General features: G+C 53.5%; 16 protein-coding genes and 2 pseudogenes. All 18 read left to right on the forward strand.

Going from position 1 to position 16,717, the window contains the following annotated elements:
- The first annotated feature begins 87 nt into the window (after positions 1–87).
- Entirely contained in the window at positions 88–570 is a 483-nt protein-coding gene (gene rfaH, locus MIH19_RS05705) for a transcription/translation regulatory transformer protein RfaH (RefSeq protein ID WP_249007946.1), read from the forward strand.
- A gap of 187 nt (positions 571–757) precedes the next feature.
- Positions 758–1,882: a polysaccharide export protein gene (locus MIH19_RS05710; protein WP_249007947.1), complete on the forward strand. Its 1,125-nt coding sequence runs from the start codon at positions 758–760 to the stop codon at positions 1,880–1,882.
- 2 nt (positions 1,883–1,884) lie between these two features.
- Positions 1,885–2,346: a low molecular weight protein-tyrosine-phosphatase gene (locus tag MIH19_RS05715; RefSeq protein ID WP_249007948.1), complete on the forward strand. Its 462-nt coding sequence runs from the start codon at positions 1,885–1,887 to the stop codon at positions 2,344–2,346.
- Complete coding sequence (locus tag MIH19_RS05720; RefSeq protein WP_249007949.1) at positions 2,339–4,579, forward strand: polysaccharide biosynthesis tyrosine autokinase; 2,241 nt, start codon at positions 2,339–2,341, stop codon at positions 4,577–4,579. The genes MIH19_RS05715 and MIH19_RS05720 overlap by 8 nt, the downstream gene beginning before the upstream one ends.
- A 10-nt stretch (positions 4,580–4,589) precedes the next feature.
- Positions 4,590–5,654 carry a dTDP-glucose 4,6-dehydratase gene (gene rfbB, locus MIH19_RS05725; RefSeq protein ID WP_249007950.1) on the forward strand — a complete coding sequence of 355 codons (1,065 nt, stop codon included), beginning with the start codon at positions 4,590–4,592 and terminating at the stop codon, positions 5,652–5,654.
- Positions 5,651–6,559, forward strand: a complete 909-nt coding sequence (rfbD, locus tag MIH19_RS05730; RefSeq protein ID WP_249007951.1) for a dTDP-4-dehydrorhamnose reductase — start codon at positions 5,651–5,653, stop codon at positions 6,557–6,559. Before rfbB ends, rfbD begins: the two co-directional genes overlap by 4 nt.
- Positions 6,553–8,361: an ABC transporter ATP-binding protein gene (locus MIH19_RS05735; RefSeq protein WP_249007952.1), complete on the forward strand. Its 1,809-nt coding sequence runs from the start codon at positions 6,553–6,555 to the stop codon at positions 8,359–8,361. The genes rfbD and MIH19_RS05735 overlap by 7 nt, the downstream gene beginning before the upstream one ends.
- 37 nt (positions 8,362–8,398) lie before the next feature.
- Positions 8,399–9,271 carry a glucose-1-phosphate thymidylyltransferase RfbA gene (gene rfbA, locus MIH19_RS05740; RefSeq protein WP_249007953.1) on the forward strand — a complete coding sequence of 291 codons (873 nt, stop codon included), beginning with the start codon at positions 8,399–8,401 and terminating at the stop codon, positions 9,269–9,271.
- 1 nt (position 9,272) lies between these two features.
- A complete protein-coding gene (rfbC, locus tag MIH19_RS05745) occupies positions 9,273–9,833 on the forward strand; it encodes a dTDP-4-dehydrorhamnose 3,5-epimerase (protein ID WP_249007954.1) in 561 nt (186 codons plus the stop codon).
- Entirely contained in the window at positions 9,834–10,934 is a 1,101-nt protein-coding gene (locus MIH19_RS05750) for a DegT/DnrJ/EryC1/StrS family aminotransferase (RefSeq protein WP_249007955.1), read from the forward strand.
- Positions 10,935–10,969: 35 nt separating this feature from the next.
- The gene (locus MIH19_RS05755; RefSeq protein WP_249007956.1) at positions 10,970–11,875 is read left to right on the forward strand and encodes a hypothetical protein; all 906 of its coding nucleotides are present in this window, start codon (positions 10,970–10,972) and stop codon (positions 11,873–11,875) included.
- Between the two features lie 13 nt (positions 11,876–11,888).
- Positions 11,889–12,461 (forward strand): hypothetical protein, encoded by a 573-nt coding sequence (locus tag MIH19_RS05760; protein WP_249007957.1) that lies wholly within the window; start codon positions 11,889–11,891, stop codon positions 12,459–12,461.
- Positions 12,462–12,486: 25 nt separating this feature from the next.
- Complete coding sequence (locus MIH19_RS05765; RefSeq protein ID WP_249007958.1) at positions 12,487–13,416, forward strand: ketoacyl-ACP synthase III; 930 nt, start codon at positions 12,487–12,489, stop codon at positions 13,414–13,416.
- Between the two features lie 11 nt (positions 13,417–13,427).
- Complete coding sequence (locus MIH19_RS05770) at positions 13,428–13,661, forward strand: acyl carrier protein (RefSeq protein WP_249007959.1); 234 nt, start codon at positions 13,428–13,430, stop codon at positions 13,659–13,661.
- 175 nt (positions 13,662–13,836) lie between these two features.
- On the forward strand, positions 13,837–14,118 hold the full coding sequence (locus MIH19_RS05775) for a hypothetical protein (RefSeq protein WP_249007960.1): 282 nt from the start codon (positions 13,837–13,839) through the stop codon (positions 14,116–14,118).
- A gap of 335 nt (positions 14,119–14,453) precedes the next feature.
- Positions 14,454–14,819 (forward strand): hypothetical protein, encoded by a 366-nt coding sequence (locus tag MIH19_RS05780; protein WP_249007961.1) that lies wholly within the window; start codon positions 14,454–14,456, stop codon positions 14,817–14,819.
- A gap of 252 nt (positions 14,820–15,071) precedes the next feature.
- Positions 15,072–15,908 (forward strand): annotated as a pseudogene (locus tag MIH19_RS05785) (IS5 family transposase); the annotation flags it as partial.
- Positions 15,909–16,058: 150 nt separating this feature from the next.
- Positions 16,059–16,705 (forward strand): annotated as a pseudogene (locus MIH19_RS05790) (sugar phosphate nucleotidyltransferase); the annotation flags it as partial.
- Positions 16,706–16,717: the final 12 nt, after the last annotated feature.

Here is a 16,717-nt window from a genome sequence, read left to right on the forward strand (position 1 = left end):
GAGTATTTTGATCGGTATACTTTGTACTCCAATTGAGGTTCCAAATGCTTTACTAGGAACTACTCAGCGCAACAACGGGGGCGCGGCATGGCTTGGTACGTGGTTCAGTACAAACCGCTGGAAGGCGACAGAGCATTCGTTAATTTATCGCAACAAGGTATCGAATCCTTTTTCCCGAAAATTACCGTGCAGCGCATCCGCAACCTCAAGCGTACCTGGGTTGAAGAGCCACTGTTCAAAGGTTACCTGTTCATCAACATGCAGACGGAGGATCCGCTTTGGTCAAAAATACGCTCAACCCGTGGCGTCAGCCGCGTAGTCATTTTTGGTGGGCGCCCGGCCGTGCTGGCAGACACCATAATGCAGCAAATACAGAAAACTTTGGACGGCATCAATAATCAGGACGGCCTTCAAAAGGGCCAGGAGTTGAAGCTTGAAGGTGGCCCGTTTAGCGGTATCAACGCCATTTTTCAAAGTTATGACGGCGATGAAAGAGCCATCGTGCTGATCACCTTTATGCAGAAGCAACAAAGGGTAAAAGTGCCGCTGTCGGCCTTAGCGTCGGCTTAGTATGGGCATAGTACACGCATAGCGTCGCTCAGCCGGTAAACACATTGCAGTAGCGAATTTTTGAGCAAAAACCTGCGATTGTGCCGGTTTGCATTTCCTTGATGGAATCTTTTTTGTCCTAGGCCGGTGAAAACCGTGCGGTAGCGTGCCCAGTCAAAAAGTTTCAACCAGTCGGATATATTCCTTAATGATACGAAATTTTGTGATCGGCTTATTTGCGTGTGTCGTGCTGTCGGCCTGCACCATCATACCGGGCAGCCATTTGTCAGTACCGGCGCCCGAAAATTCCGGCAGCGATCAAGACCTAAGCCAGCAAGTAGACGTCTACGCCATTACCCCGCAGCTGGTGGCCACTATGGTAAAACCCGGCAGCGACCAGCCCGTCGTAGACAACGGGCTGAACAAGCAAATAAAACAGTACGATTACATCGTCCGCCCTGGCGATAATCTGAATATTACGCTGTACAGCCACTCCCAGATCAGTAGCGGGCAAAGCCAAAGTGCAGAAGGCGATGTCGCGGCCAGTGGTTACTACGTCCACCACGACGGCAACATTATTTACCCTTACCTGGGCGCCGTACCCGTGGCCGGGCTAACTACCATAGAAGTCCGCCAGGAGCTGACGGAAAAACTGCTGCAATACTTACAAAAGCCGGTGCTAGACGTAACCGTTACCAACTTCCGCTCCAGCAGCGTGTACATCACCGGTGCGGTGGGTAGCCCTGGCAAGCAGTACCTGTCTAACGAAGCCATGACCCTGTTCGAAGCCGTCACCCTGGCTGGCGGGCTTAGCAAAAACGCTGACTGGACCAACGTAACACTGATTCGTGACGGGCAATCCATACGCTATTCCCTGCGCCTGCTCTATGAAAATGGCGATAGCCGCCAAAACGTATTGCTGCGCCCCAACGACGCAATACACATCGCCACAGACGACGCCGCCAAAGTGTTTGTGCTGGGCGAAGTAGGCCGGCCGCAAACTATTAGCCTCGGCCGCACCGGCTTAACCCTGGCCGACGCGCTCACCCAGGCCGGTGGCTTCAGCCAAACCACCGCCGACGCCAGTGGCATCTTTGTGGTCCGCCGCGCCGCGCCTGACAGCGGCATACTGGCCCAAGTGTTTCAACTCAACGCCAAAAACGCCATCGCCTTGGTGTTGGCAGATCAGTTTATGCTGGAAAAACGCGACATTGTGTACATAACCGCCGCGCCGGTTGCGCGCTGGAACCGGATTATTGCCCAGCTGCTGCCCACCGTTCAGCCGCTTTTCCTGATCAACGCAATTAACGACAATCTTATCAATAACGAGTAATAATGATGCACCTTAACAGCGTGCTGATGGTGTGCGTCGGCAACGTTTGCCGCAGCCCTCTGGCGGAGCACCTGCTGCGCTCAAAGCTTTGCCCTGGCAGTGGCGTTACCGTGGCATCCGCCGGTTTGCGCCCGCCCCTAGGTTCGCCGGTGCATCCGATTGTGGAAGAACAATTGCAAAGCCGCGGATTAACCGCCGCAGGCTATCGCGCCCGCCAGGTGAACTCGGAACTGCTGCTGCAGCACGATGTGGTACTGGTGATGGAACCGGCCCACATAGACCTATTGCACAGGATAGAACCGCTGGCCCGCGGCCGTATATTTCTGCTGGACCACTGGGGCGAACAACAACCCATACCCGACCCAGTACGCCAGCAGCGCGAAGCGTTTGACCACGTTGACCAATTGATTGACCAAGCCACCAACGCCTGGCTTAGCTACCTGGACACCCCCGTTAATGAGTGAACAACCCAACACCGCTGCACCCCAAGACCAACAAGTCGACTTACTGGCCCTGCTAGGCCTGCTCTGGGACAGCCGCTACTGGATTATCGCCATCGCGGCACTGGGCGCAGGTATTGCGGCCATATACGCCAGCAGCCAAACTCCGATCTACAGCGCCAACGCGCTGATTCAGGTAGAACCCGGAAACTCCGGTGTGCTGTCCGTGCAAGATCTGGGCAGCCTGCGCGGCGCCGGCTCCGGTGCCGCCGCTGAAATAGCCTTGATTGAAAGCCGCTTCGTACTGGGGCAGGTGGTAGACGAGCTTAGCTTGAACGTATTCTCCGCCAAACATTATTACCCCTTCATTGGCAAATTCATGGCCTCGCGCTTTAGCGGTCCCGCCGGCACCCTGGCCGACCCCCTTTACGGCGAAGGTTACGCCTGGGGTGGCGAACAGCTGGAATTGGCACGCTTTAACGTGCCACCACAGGCGGTTGGCGGTGCTTTAACCTTACAGGCGCAAAGTGCAAACACCTGGGCTTTGTACCCCGGCAGCCCCGACAACTTTGACCGCCGCACCGCCGGCGCACCGCTGTTAACCGGCACCGTGGGCGAACTGGCCGAAAACAACGGCTTTAGTACCTTAGTGCAAACCCTTGTAGCTCACCCCGGCACCTTATTCCAGGTACAAAGCCAGCGGCGCCAAAACGCCATCTTAGGTCTGCAAGGTCGCCTCAACATTGCCGCGGGGCGAGAAGGGTCCGGCATGCTGCGGTTGTTCCTGGAACACCCAAACCCCGCCGTGGCCGAATCCATCCTGAACGCCGTGGCCGCCCTCTACGTTAAACAAAACATCGAGCGCAGCAGCGCGCCCATCGTGCAATCGCTGAACTTCCTGCGCGACACCCTGCCGGGTGTAAGAGAAGACCTGGAAGCCGCTGAAACACGCCTGAACAACTATCAGATTCGGGCCGGCATCATCGACATCAGCGCCGAAGTCAGCGTGGTATTCAGTGAATCCGTGCGCCTGCAACAACAACTGACCGAGCTGAAATTCCAGCGCCGCGACATTCAGGGCAAATACCAGCCCGATCATCCAGCCTATCAAGACTGGTTGTTCCGCATCGCCGAAACGGAAGCCCGTCAGCAAGAACTTGAAAAAGAAATCGCCCGGCTGCCACAAACCCAGCAGGAACTCATTCGCCTGCGCCGCAACGTGGCACTGGGTAACGACATTTACCTGCAAATGCTGTCAAAAATTCAGCAGCTAGACATCGCCAAGGCCGGCGCCGTAGGCAACACCCGCGTAATAGACCAAGCCGTATCCAGCTCGGGCCCCATCAAACCCCGTAAATCGATGATCACCCTGATCGGCCTGGTGGCGGGCATTATCGCCGGCTGCTTACTCACACTGGGCCGCGCAGCCTTTAACCGCGGCGTAGAAAACCCCGAAGTAATTGAAAAAATGGGTCTGCCGGTCTACTCCGGCGTGCCGTTTTCCACCACCCAGCGAAAACTGGAATCCAAACGCCGCAAAAAATCCGACCACGGCGACGAAAAATCCCAGCTGTTAGCGGTGATCAACCCGGCAGATTCAGCGGTTGAAGCCCTGCGCAGCCTGCGCACCAGCTTGCACTTTGCCATGTTGGGGGCCAGCAACAACGTACTGATGATCACCGGGCCCAGCACCAACGTCGGCAAAACCTTCCTATCCACCAACCTGGCGGTGTTAATGGCGCAAAGCGGCCAAAAAGTCCTGCTGATAGACGCCGATCTGCGCCGCGGCACCTCCCACATCACGATGGGCGTGCCCAACGGTAAAGGCCTGTCGGCGGTACTGCTGGGCAACGCCAGTCTGGAACAAGTGGTGCGCAACACCGGCGCCAACACGCTGGACTTTATCTCCCGCGGCTCGGCCCCGATCAGCCCCTCGGAACTGTTAATGGGTAAAGGCTTTGCTGATCTGTTAGAACAGGCTTCCAAACAGTATGACCTGGTGATCATAGACACCCCGCCCATACTTGCGGTAACCGACGCAGCCATTGTCGGCAAATACGCCGGCACCACCATGCTGGTCACCCGCTTTGGGTTGAACCCCGCCAAAGAAATCGACCTGGCGCGCAAACGCTTCGAACTTAACGGCGTCACCATAAAAGGCGTGGTGTTCAACGCCATCGTCAAGAAAGCCTCGGCTTACGGTTATGGCAGTTACCGCTACTATAACTACAACTACAAATCCGAAAAAACTAAGTAAGAAAAACACTATGAACATACTGGTAACAGGCGGCGCCGGCTTTATCGGCTCCGCGGTGGTGCGGCACATCATCCGCAACACCCCTCACAAGGTCGTGAACGTGGATGCACTGACTTACGCCGGCAATCTAGACAGCCTGGCCGACACCCTGCACAGCGAACGTTACCGCTTTGAACACCACAACATCTGCGACCGTGCGGTCATGGACGCGGTGCTGAACAGCCATCAGCCCGACCTGATTATGCACCTGGCGGCGGAAAGCCACGTTGATCGCTCTATCGACGGCCCGGCGGAATTCATCGGTACCAACATCGTTGGCACTTACACCCTGCTGGAAGCCACCCGCCAATACTACAACAGCTTGAACGGCGACAAAAAAGCTGGGTTCCGCTTTCATCACATCAGCACTGATGAAGTCTACGGCGACCTGGAAGGCACCACCGACCTGTTCACCGAAACCACCCCTTACGCCCCCAGCAGCCCGTACTCGGCCAGTAAAGCCAGTTCCGATCATTTAGTACGCGCCTGGCACCGTACCTATGGCCTGCCGGTGCTGATTAGCAACTGCTCTAACAATTACGGGCCTTATCATTTTCCGGAAAAACTCATTCCGCTGATGATTCTGAACGCCCTGGAAGGCAAGCCTCTGCCGGTGTACGGCCAGGGCGAACAAGTGCGCGACTGGCTGTACGTGGAAGACCATGCCCGCGCCCTCTATAAAGTCGTCACTGAAGGCCAGGTGGGTGAAACCTACAACATTGGCGGCCACAACGAAAAACGCAACATAGAGGTAGTACACACCCTGTGTGACCTGCTGGAACAACTGGCCCCCGCCAAACCCAAAGGCGTAACCCACTACCGCGACCTGATCACCCACGTAACCGACCGCCCGGGGCACGACCAGCGCTATGCCATAGACGCCAGCAAAATCCAGCAGCAACTGGGCTGGGTGCCAGAAGAAACGTTTGAAACCGGCCTGCGCAAAACCGTGCAGTGGTACCTGAACAACACAGACTGGTGCCAGCGCATCGCCAACGGCAGCTACCAGCGTGAACGCCTGGGAGCCAGTGCATGAACATCCTGCTACTGGGCAAAAACGGCCAGGTAGGCTGGGAATTGCAACGTGCACTGGCGCCCTTGGGTTCGGTGGTGGCACTGGGCCGCGAAACCGAAAACGGCCTTTGCGGTGATTTAGCCAACCCCGAAGGCCTGCAGCAAACCATTCAAACACTGCGCCCCAGCGTGATTGTAAACGCCGCGGCCTACACCGCCGTAGATGCCGCCGAACAAAATTCAGAGCTGGCCCACCGCATAAACGCCACAGCCCCCGGTGTACTGGCCGAAGTTGCCAAAGCCGTAGGCGCCTTGCTCGTACATTATTCCACCGATTACGTGTTTAACGGCGCCGGCGACTTGCCCTGGCAAGAACACCACAGCACCCACCCGCTAAACACCTACGGCGCAAGCAAACTGGCCGGTGAACACGCCATACAACAGGCCGGCGGCCACCACATGATTTTTCGCGCCAGCTGGGTGTACGCCCGCCAAGGCCGCAATTTTGTCAACACCATGGCTAACCTGGTGCAGCAAAAGCCTAGCTTGAACATAGTGGGGGACCAAATTGGCGCGCCCACCTCGGCAGAACTGATTGCCGACATCACCGCCCACTGCCTGCGCACCCGCCGCGCCGGCATGATCGACAACGGCGTTTACCACCTGACCGCCAGCGGCGACACCAGTTGGTGTGATTACGCCCGCTACATCGCCGAAACCCTGCAAGCCCTAGGCGCCCCGGTCACCGCAACGCAGCAGTCCATAATGCCGATCGCCAGCGAACACTACTCTACGCCGGCCCAACGCCCGCTGAATTCACGCCTGAACACCCAAAAGCTGCAAACCCGTTTTGGCCTAACCTTGCCCCACTGGAAGTTAGGCGTGACGCGGGCACTGATGGAAATAGTGAAACACCCTATATGCTGAAACAACTGCTAGAACTCTACCGCCTTCTGACCAAACAACAGCGCAAAAAGCTCATCAAACTTCAGCTGTTAGTTGTATTGATGGCCTTCGCTGAAATTGCCGGTGTGGTGTCCATCGGGCCATTTATGGCTTTGGTCGGCGACATGAGCCAACTGCAAGGCGATGGCCGCCTGGCGCAGATTTACAACGTCACCGGCGCCAGCTCGCCAGAGCAGTTTTTGTTTTGGGTAGGCATTGGAGTAATGGGCCTGCTGACACTGGCGGCCGTTATTTCAACAATTACTACGTGGCGCATGTTGATGTACGGCGCGCGGATCGGCGCGGAAATGAGCACCCGCTTGTATCGACATTACATGCATCAGCCCTGGTTGTTTCATGCCAGTGGCAGCAGCAGTGAATTGACCAAGCAGATTATGGGGGAGTGTGGTCGGGTTACAGGGGGCATTATTAATCCCTTTATGCAGATGAACGCAAAGCTGGTAATGGCCATCTTGATGGCCGTTGGCATATTTTTGTACAACCCCACCGTGGCGATCACCGGCATCGCTATTTTTTCCACAGCTTACTGGTTGTTGTTTTACATCGTGCGCAAACGATTAATGGCCAACGGCCAAACCATCAGTCGCACCCAGAAAGCAAGATTCAAATTAATGGCCGAAGGCTTTGGCGGCATAAAAGACACGCTGCTATTAGGCCGGCAGCCAGATTTCATCAGCCGCTTTGCTAAAGCCAGCAGCCAATTCGCCCACGCCCAAGGCACCAATGGGGTGATGAGCCAGGTGCCACGCTTCGCCATGGAACTGGTGGCCTTTGGCTGCGTGATCTTCTTGATCCTGTATTTGCTGACTAGCCACCAGGGTAATTTGGGAACTATTCTGCCGGTGTTGTCCGTGTACGCACTGGCAGGCTTCAAACTGCTGCCCGCGTTTCAGCAGATTTACAGCAGTCTATCTGGAATGCGAGGCAATATGTCAGCCTTCGAAGCCATAAAAGGCGACCTGCAAGCCAGCGCAGTCAACGAATCTGTAGAAGCGAAAACGGCTCAACAAACAAGCAATACGCACCTGGTTCCTAAAACCTCCATTCAGCTCACAAACGTGACGTTCGCCTACCCAGGCAAGAAAAACCCCGCGCTGAAAAATCTGGATATCACTATATTCGCTAACAGCGTGATTGGCCTGGTAGGTTCTTCCGGCTCTGGCAAATCCACCGCTATTGATTTGGTACTGGGCCTGATGCAGCCCGAACAAGGCCAGTTATTAGTAGATGGCAAGCCCATTACCAAAGACAACCTGCGCGCCTGGCAGAACACCCTGGGCTTTGTACCGCAATCCATCTTTCTGGCGGACAGCAGCATTCGCGAAAACATCGCCTTCGGCCTGCCTGAACATGAAATAGACGACCAAAAGGTCCGCAGCGCCACCAAAATGGCCCACCTGGAAGAACTGGTCCAGGAGCTGTCAGACGGCTTGAACACACGAGTAGGGGAGCGCGGTGTGCAACTGTCCGGCGGCCAGCGTCAGCGTATAGGCATCGCGAGAGCCCTATACCACGACGCCGAAGTGCTGATTCTAGACGAAGCCACCAGCGCTTTGGACGGCATTACCGAAAAACTGATCATGGACGCCATCCACGATTTCGCCGGCCAAAAAACCATCATCATGATTGCCCACCGCCTGGCCACCGTAAAGCAGTGCGACATCATCTATTTATTAAGCAAGGGCACCGTTGTGGATGCCGGCACCTACACCCAACTGACTGAAAGAAACCAGATCTTCAAGCACATGGCACAGCACGCGTAACCGAACGACACCTGCAACTAACCACTCAGGAACATCCATGAAAGGCATTATTCTGGCCGGCGGCTCAGGCAGCCGCCTGTACCCCATCACCCGTGCTATCTCCAAACAACTGCTGCCAGTGTACGACAAGCCGATGATTTACTATCCACTGTCGGTGCTGATGCTGGCGGGCATTCGCGAGGTGTTGATTATCACCACCGCCGAAGACCAGGCGGGTTTTATACGCCTGCTAGGCGATGGCGCACAATTTGGCGTGAACATAAGCTACGCTGTTCAGCCAAGCCCAGACGGCTTGGCGCAGGCGTTCATCATCGGTGAAGAGTTTATAGGGCAAAGCAGCGTGTGCCTGGTACTGGGTGACAACATCTACTACGGCCAAGGTTTTAGCGAACTATTGCAAAGCGCCGCAGCGCGCCCACGCGGTGCTACCGTGTTTGGATACCGGGTAACCGACCCAGAACGCTTTGGCGTGGTGGAATTTGATGAACACCGGCGCGCTATCTCTATCGAAGAAAAGCCCACCAAGCCAAAATCCCATTACGCCGTGACCGGCCTGTATTTTTACGATAACGACGTAATCAACATCGCCAAAGCGGTTAAGCCCTCCCACCGCGGCGAACTGGAAATCACCAGCGTAAACCAAGCCTACCTCCAGCGGGGGGACTTGAACGTTGAGTTATTAGGGCGCGGTTACGCCTGGCTAGACACCGGCACCCACGACAGCCTGCACGAAGCCTCTAACTTTATTGAAACCCTGGAAAAGCGCCAGGGCCTGAAAGTGGCTTGCCTAGAAGAAGTGGCCTGGCGCATGGGCTACATCACCACCCAAAAACTGCTGCAGCAAGCCGACGAACTGAAGAAAAACGGTTATGGCGCCTACCTGAAGCAACTGGCCGAGCAGGAAGGCTGATATGAAAATAATCAGCACCGCCATACCCGATGTAAAAATACTGGAGCCAAAAGTCTTCGGCGACGATCGCGGTTTTTTTATGGAAACCTGGAACGTCGAACTGTTCAGTTCGCTGGGTATAAACGCGAATTTTGTACAAGACAACCACAGCCGCTCGGTGAAAAACACCCTGCGCGGCCTGCACTACCAGATCAAGCAGCCCCAGGGAAAACTGGTGCGAGTTACCCGCGGCGAAGTCTTCGATGTAGCGGTAGACCTGCGCAAAAGCTCACCCACTTTTGGCCAGTGGGTGGGCGAATACCTGTCGGAAGAAAACAGACGCATGATGTGGGTGCCGCCAGGCTTTGCCCACGGCTTTCTGGTGACCAGTGACGTAGCAGATTTTCAATACAAGTGTACGGATTTTTATGCGCCAGAGTATGAGCGCACAATTCGCTGGGATGATGCAGATTTGAATATCCAGTGGGGGCCAGAAAAAACAGACGACCTGCTGCTTTCAAAAAAAGATGAGCAAGGTAAATGGTTTGCGCAAGCCAGAGCTGAAATTGAGGGATACGCCTGAATGATACCTGTCACAAAGCCTTATTTACCCAGCCGCGAAAAGTTCGACAATTATCTGGATGGCATTTACGAGCGTCAGTGGCTTACGAACAACGGTCAACTGGTACAGAAACTGACTTCTCGATTGGAGGAACATCTGGGGGTAGAGAATCTGCTACTTGTTGCTAACGGCACTCTGGCGCTTCAGGTTGCCTATCGTGTACTGGGTGTAAGCGGTTCAGCTTCAGGTCAAAAGCCAGAAGCGATAACCACCCCCTTTACTTTTATCGCTACCGCCAGTTCTCTTAAGTGGGACGGAGTAGAACCTGTTTTTGTTGATATCGACCTAGAAACCTGGTGTCTCGATCCACAAAATATTGAAGCCGCAATTACACTCAATACTCGAGCAATTGTTCCGGTTCATGTTTTTGGTAATGCGTGCGATGTCGAGAAGATTGAGGCCATCGCCCAAAAACACAACCTAAAAGTCATCTACGATGGCTGTCATGCGTTTGGCGTAAGGTACAAAGGCGAAAGCCTGCTCAAATGGGGAGACGCCGCCACCTTGAGCTTTCATGCTACCAAGCTTTTCCACACTGGAGAGGGTGGCGCCATCATCTTCAAGCGCAAGGAAGACCTGGAACGAGCGAAGAAGATGATCAACTTCGGCATTACCGGGCCGGAGGCCATTGAAGAGCTGGGCATCAATGCCAAAATGAACGAATTACAGGCGGCAATGGGGTTGTGTGTTCTGGATGAAATCGAACAAATCAGCCGAGATCGCAAAGCCGTTACTGATACCTACGACCGGCTTTTTGAGGACAACCTTCAAAAGCAGAGCATTCAAACTGGTGCGAGCTACAACCATGCCTACTATCCGGTAGCATTGGAAAACGAGGCTCAGGTAGTCGAGCTTCTGTCCTCGCTTCGTGATTCGGGCGTTCTTGCGCGCCGTTATTTTTATCCATCCTTGGATTCAGTAGGTTCTCTGGATGCACATTCAACGGCTTGTTCTGAATCCAGAAAACTCTCTGAACGCATTGTTTGCTTGCCAATTTATTCCGGGCTGAAGACTGAAGAAATTGAGATGATATCCAAAAAGGTTCTGGAGGTTACTCGGTGACAGTTCGGCCAACGGGAGCCTTTTTTAGAACACCGGTGAGCTCTTCTAAAATTATCGCTTTTGTTGAGACGTTGGTTGGCCCCATCAAGCTTACCGGTGCAGCTGACCTGGAATTGACCGGCACCTGTGACTCCCGTGCCGGTGGCCATAGGCAACTGGTATTTGCTAACTCCGAGCATTACGGTGAAGGTAAAGAACTAATAGGCTCCTTTGTTTTGACGGAAGAATTGCCGAGTGAATCAATTCAAGGCTCCAACCAGTTCTGTGTAGTATCAGATCCCAGAGCTGTGTTTATGGATGTGTTGGCTTGGTTAATTGATTCTGTCGGGATCGATGCTCACTGGCGTGGTTTTACCTGCGAAGCGAAGATTTCGAACGCAGCGGAGGTTGCAAGCTCAGCCGTTATCGAGCCTGGCGTCGAGGTGGATACGGGGAGCGTCATCTGTGCCGGAGCCGTTATCAAGCGTGGCTCACGAATTGGCAGGAATACCATCATTCGGGAAAACGTGGTGATTGGCAGCGATGGCGTGACAGTGTACCGAGCGGCTGACGGCCGACTGCTCAAGTTTCCCCATGCGGGTGGTGTGTCAATTGGCGACAACACTGAAATAGGTGCAAATGCTGTGATTGCCGGTGGCATTCTGGCCCCTACGTTTATTGGTCACGATGTGGTGATTGGTAATCTTTGCAACGTAGGCCATGGGGCCGTTGTCGAGGATGGGGTTTGGATGTCTGTAGGCTCACTGCTTGGCGGCCATACAACGGTTCACGCTGGTGTGACCATCGCAATGGGCGTCAGTGTTCGCGACAATCTGGTGATTGGCGCAAAAGCATCGCTGGGCATGGGCAGTGTTGTGGTCAAAAATGTTGAGTCGAACCATTCGATGTTCGGTAATCCCGCCAAGCGAATGGTGGGCCTTAAAACCGGCCCCAAACGATAGGCTAGGAGTTGTCATGTCGGAAGTGCTGAAAGTTGTGTTCAAGGGCAGCCGAAATTATATCCAAGGAACCAGTTTGTTTAACGCATTGGTTGACGCAGCCGGTCAAAGAGGATTGATGGAAAGCAAGATCAATGTGTCATTCAAACACATGATCCACAACTCAGTTTGTATACTCGAGGAGCGTGCGCCAACGGCAGCGGATGCGGTAGTCGCTAAAATAGCTGGGCCTAACGGCGAGAGTTACCCATTGTGCATCAATGCAGCTACCGAAACCGAAGAAGCGGTGCGACAGGAATTTGATGAGCCCGAAGCATGCCGTGGTTCCATCGTCGGAGATAAGTCCATCGCTCAGAACAACCCTCACCATACGGACAGAATTGAACTGCTCGTATCGCTCTGCAAGAAAATGCATCAGGACTGCGTGGATAGCACCAAGAAATGGGTCTTCTCCCGATATGATGGTCGATTCCCAATTCCGGCTATGGATAAAGTGGAGCTTCGCATCACCAAGCAGGTGGGCACACGGCTAACTTGCAGCGATGTCCTAGTTAATGGCGAGAAAATCGCTGATATGTACTTTTCGTGACACATCAGAGCAAGAGGAACCACTCATGTTAGGGATTCAGTCGGTAGCGAGTTACCTCCCGAAAGGCCGAGTCAATAATTTGGAACAGGCAGATCGCTTCGAGACAGACAGGGACTTTGTCGAACAGAAAATCGGCGTTGCCACGCTGCCTCGGTTTGAAGAGACGGACAGCGTTGTGAGCGCGAGCGTTGCAGCCTTTGATCGCCTATGTAAAAAAGTGAATATTGATAAGTCAGAGATTGAGTGCGTGGTTCTGTGTACTCAAAACCCTGACAATGGTGGCTTGCCGCACAACTCAGCTTTGGTTCACGCTGCTCTGGAGCTACCGGAAGAATGCGCCTGCTTCGATATCGGGCTGGGATGCTCCGGGTATGTATATGGGTTGAGTGTGATTCAGTCTTTTATGGCTGCGAGCGGGATGAAAAAGGGATTACTCTTTACCTGCGACCCTTATTCCCGAATTCTTGATCCGGAAGATAAAAATACGTGTCTCCTTTTTGGCGATGCTGCGTCTGTTACGTTGATCAGCGACACCCCACGTTACAAACTTTCCACAGCAAAATTCGCCACCAAAGGTGCCGGCAGCGAGGCGCTTCAGAAAACAGCCCATGGTTTGGAAATGAACGGTCGGGCGGTTTTCAACTTTGCCTTGCAAGACGTGCCAAAGCAGATCAAACGCACGCTGGCATCCGCAGAATTGACTGCAGATGACATTGACCTGTTTTTGCTGCATCAGGGCAGTCGTTTTATGCTGGAGAACACCATAAAAAGAGCTGGTATTCCTAGTGATAAGGCACCCATAAGACTCTCCGAAACAGGAAATACTGTTTCATCGGCCATTCCGCTGTTGCTGGAAACAGAGCTGGACAATAGTCCGCAAAGAATTCTCATGTCAGGCTTTGGTGTGGGGCTGTCCTGGGCCACCGCAATTTATGAAGAAGTAAAATCGAGCTGATAGGAAATATTATGAACCGCGAAAAAGCTGTAAAAATCGTTATGTCCATGCTGGAAAAAAATGTTGAAGATCTGGAGATGTCTGAAGACAAGATGGGCAAAACACTTGTGGATCTGGGTGTGGATTCACTGGATTTGATGTTGGTGATTATGGACGTGGGCGAGGCCGCTGGGGTTGCTATTAGTGACGATGAGGCTGAGGTTCTGGATACGCCTGAGAAAATTGTTGAGTTTATAATTAAGTAATAAAGCATAGAGGTCATAAGCTGAGGCGTAGTAAAAACTCCTCGCTTTATACCAAAGTGCCAGTATAGCGACATCAACACTTGGCACTTTTTTCAATATCAAGGAATGCGCGAACTTCAAAGACCTAGACCTGCTGGAATCCTTAGCCTGTCAGATTGCCGCCATCAACCGCTCGGTGGAGAAGGGCATTGCTGGTTTGCCAGAGCATGAGAAGCTGGTTGTTCAGTACGAAGACTTCTGTCCGCGACCGGAGTATTACTACAACGAAATAACCCGCCGCTTGGTTGCGCAGGGCGGAGTGAGTGCGGAACAGGTGCCTGCTTACTCCGGCGAGGCGAGTTTCTCTAATACCAATCGTTGGCGGTTAGAGGAGTATTCGCAGAAGGAAGCGGAGCAAGTTTATGAAGCAGTCGCTGAACGCAAAGAAATTGAAATGAGGTACAAGGGGAAATCGTGAAAATAAATACAAAAATAGAGCTTAGTGGTGAGGATCAGCAAGAACTTACCCGAATTTTAGATTGTTCAGTAGACGGCCTTCCAGACGCACGTTAACGCATTTTCCCTTGGTGTCGGGGGATAACGTTCAAGACAAATGGCGATATTCGCCAGGTTAATAATGTTCCAGCGCCCTATGCGCGGATAGCGCTTTCAACCAAAGATGGCCTGAAATGGGACAGAATCAAGCGGTGAGACAAAAGCAAAGCCACGGCAAAAGTCACACCAACGACGATTGGGCTGAAAGCGCTGGGAGCCTATCTCGACAAAAAAAGCTTTCCGAAATCCCACACCCGAATGGAAGCATTGAAGCAGGTACTAGAGGCGCAAGGTAATTTCAAGTCTGCCTTTGTCTGGTTTTATAACAAGGAAAACGAAGAGCAGCGTCTGCAGAAGGAAAAACGCAGCTTTGATGTCACCCTCAAAGAGCTGGATGCCGTGCGCGCCGCGATTAGTGCAATATTCCCGGCCATCAGCAACCCTCATATTGAAGTAAACCCGTTACGGCTGGCGGTAACCATCAACGGCGAAACGCTGGATCTTATGCAGCTGAGTGACGGTTACAAAACCCTGCTGGGCTTGGTGGTTGATCTGAGTATGAGGATGGGCTTGGCAAATCCGCATCTTGATGATTTGCCAAAAGCCGATACGACGATGAAATAGACAGCGTACTGCCGCTGGCAGCCAGTGATGTGCGGGTGTACCGGATGCAAAGCGGCATTGTAAATGCTTGCGTATATAGGTAACCAACATCCGGTATGCCAGTCGCCGGTCGGAACTAAGCCTGGAAGAGAAAGGCAAAAAAGTCACGGTGAGCCTGAGGAGCGGCGAAGAAGCTAAGGAACCTCTGAATAACTTTCCAAAATCAGCGATAATGCAGCCATCGCTAACCGCATAGGATTCGCCGCCACCATGGGCCAGAACGGTCGGCCACCGTACGCGTTGTCTTCCATGCTGCGGGTTCACTGCATGCAACTGTTTTACAAGCTTAGTGGTCCGACACATCGGGATCCGGCGATGGAAGATGCGCTGTACGAGATCGAATCCATGCGGTGCTTCGCTGGCCTGAAGCTGGATCGTTTGCCGGACGAAACCACCATTCTCAAGTTCCGTCATTTCCTGGAACGCCACGGCCTTGGCAAGGTGTTGTTCAAAGAGGTGAACAAGCACTTGGAGAAGAATGGCTTGATGCTGCGCGAAGGCAGCATTGTGGATGCCAGCATGATTTCGGCTCCGAGCTCCACCAAGAATGAGAGCGGCCAGCGTGACCGCATCGGCGGACCGCCAGAAATGCACCAGACCAGGAAGGGCAACCAATGGTACTTCGGCATGAAGATTCACATTGGTGTCGACGACACACTCGGGCTGATTCACAGCATCGACACCACGGCCGCCAACGTCCACGACATCGTACCCGCCGACAAGCTGCTGCACGGTGATGAGCGGCGGGTATTCGGCGATGCCGGTTACTTGGGCATCCAAAAACGGGCTGAGCATAAGCATCGTAAAGATGTGTCCTGGTTCATTGCCAAGCGCCCTGGCACTCGCAAGAAGCTAGATGCGGATAAGTTAAAGGCCGAGAAAATCAAAGCCAGCATCCGGGCCAAAGTGGAACACCCGTTCCGGTACATCAAGCAAGTCTTTGGCTACAGCAAGGTGCGCTACCGTGGCCTATCAAAAAACACCCATCGGCTGCACCTGCTGGCCGCATTCACCAACTTGATGATCGGTGAAAAATATCTACTGGCGTAGGGCCAGTGGGCCCGAATTCCGCCAAAATGGCGGGAAACGGGCAAAAAACGAACAACTGAAGGGGGTAATTACGCCTGAACCCAGGTTAAATGGCTTTTTTTCGAGCTGAAAAGCGATTCAGCGGAGAATCGGGCGTTAATCAGACCCTCCCTAAGTTACGAAATACAGCCAAGCCCAGATGGCTTGGCTCAAGCCTTTATTGTGGGCGAAGAGTTATTGGTGGCGATAGCGTGTGCCTGGTGCTGGGCGACAACGTCTTTTACGGGCAAGGCTTTACGCCCAAACTGAAACAAGCCGCCCAGCGCACTGAAGGCGCCACCGTATTTTGTTACCAGGTAAAAGACCCAGATCGCTTTGGTGTCGTAGAATTTGACGAAAATAACCGCGCAATCTCCATCGAAGAAAAGCCAGAACACCCGAAATCCAACTACGCCGTAACCGGCCTCTACTTCTACGACAACAGCGTGGTAGCCATCGCCAAACAGGTAAAACCCAGCCACCGTGGCGAACTCGAAATTACCTGCGTAAACCGGGCCTATCTGGAACAAGGCAAGCTGAACGTAGAGCTCCTGGGCCGGGGCTTCGCCTGGCTAGATACTGGTACCCACGAAAGCTTGCTAGAAGCCGCCCACTTTGTGGAAACCATCGAAAAACGCCAAGGCTATAAAATAGCCTGCCTCGAAGAAATCGCCTTCAACCAAGCCTGGCTGACCAAACAACAATTATTGGAACAGGCAGGGAAACTCAAAAAAAATGGTTACGGAAAATACCTGCAAGAACTCGCAAATGAAGCCTGAACGGCGGATGAG

The organism is Marinobacter sp. M1C (assembly GCF_023314135.1).
Lineage (GTDB): Bacteria > Pseudomonadota > Gammaproteobacteria > Pseudomonadales > Oleiphilaceae > Marinobacter.

Coding starts and splice junctions, on each gene's coding strand:
- MIH19_RS05735 (WP_249007952.1), top strand. CDS start 6,553: ATGCTGAAACAACTGCTAGAACTCTACCGCCTTCTGACCAAACAACAG.
- MIH19_RS05710 (WP_249007947.1), top strand. CDS start 758: ATGATACGAAATTTTGTGATCGGCTTATTTGCGTGTGTCGTGCTGTCG.
- MIH19_RS05765 (WP_249007958.1), top strand. CDS start 12,487: ATGTTAGGGATTCAGTCGGTAGCGAGTTACCTCCCGAAAGGCCGAGTC.
- MIH19_RS05770 (WP_249007959.1), top strand. CDS start 13,428: ATGAACCGCGAAAAAGCTGTAAAAATCGTTATGTCCATGCTGGAAAAA.
- rfaH (WP_249007946.1), top strand. CDS start 88: ATGGCTTGGTACGTGGTTCAGTACAAACCGCTGGAAGGCGACAGAGCA.
- MIH19_RS05760 (WP_249007957.1), top strand. CDS start 11,889: ATGTCGGAAGTGCTGAAAGTTGTGTTCAAGGGCAGCCGAAATTATATC.
- MIH19_RS05780 (WP_249007961.1), top strand. CDS start 14,454: ATGGAAGCATTGAAGCAGGTACTAGAGGCGCAAGGTAATTTCAAGTCT.
- MIH19_RS05715 (WP_249007948.1), top strand. CDS start 1,885: ATGATGCACCTTAACAGCGTGCTGATGGTGTGCGTCGGCAACGTTTGC.
- MIH19_RS05750 (WP_249007955.1), top strand. CDS start 9,834: ATGATACCTGTCACAAAGCCTTATTTACCCAGCCGCGAAAAGTTCGAC.
- rfbD (WP_249007951.1), top strand. CDS start 5,651: ATGAACATCCTGCTACTGGGCAAAAACGGCCAGGTAGGCTGGGAATTG.
- rfbA (WP_249007953.1), top strand. CDS start 8,399: ATGAAAGGCATTATTCTGGCCGGCGGCTCAGGCAGCCGCCTGTACCCC.
- rfbC (WP_249007954.1), top strand. CDS start 9,273: ATGAAAATAATCAGCACCGCCATACCCGATGTAAAAATACTGGAGCCA.
- MIH19_RS05720 (WP_249007949.1), top strand. CDS start 2,339: ATGAGTGAACAACCCAACACCGCTGCACCCCAAGACCAACAAGTCGAC.
- rfbB (WP_249007950.1), top strand. CDS start 4,590: ATGAACATACTGGTAACAGGCGGCGCCGGCTTTATCGGCTCCGCGGTG.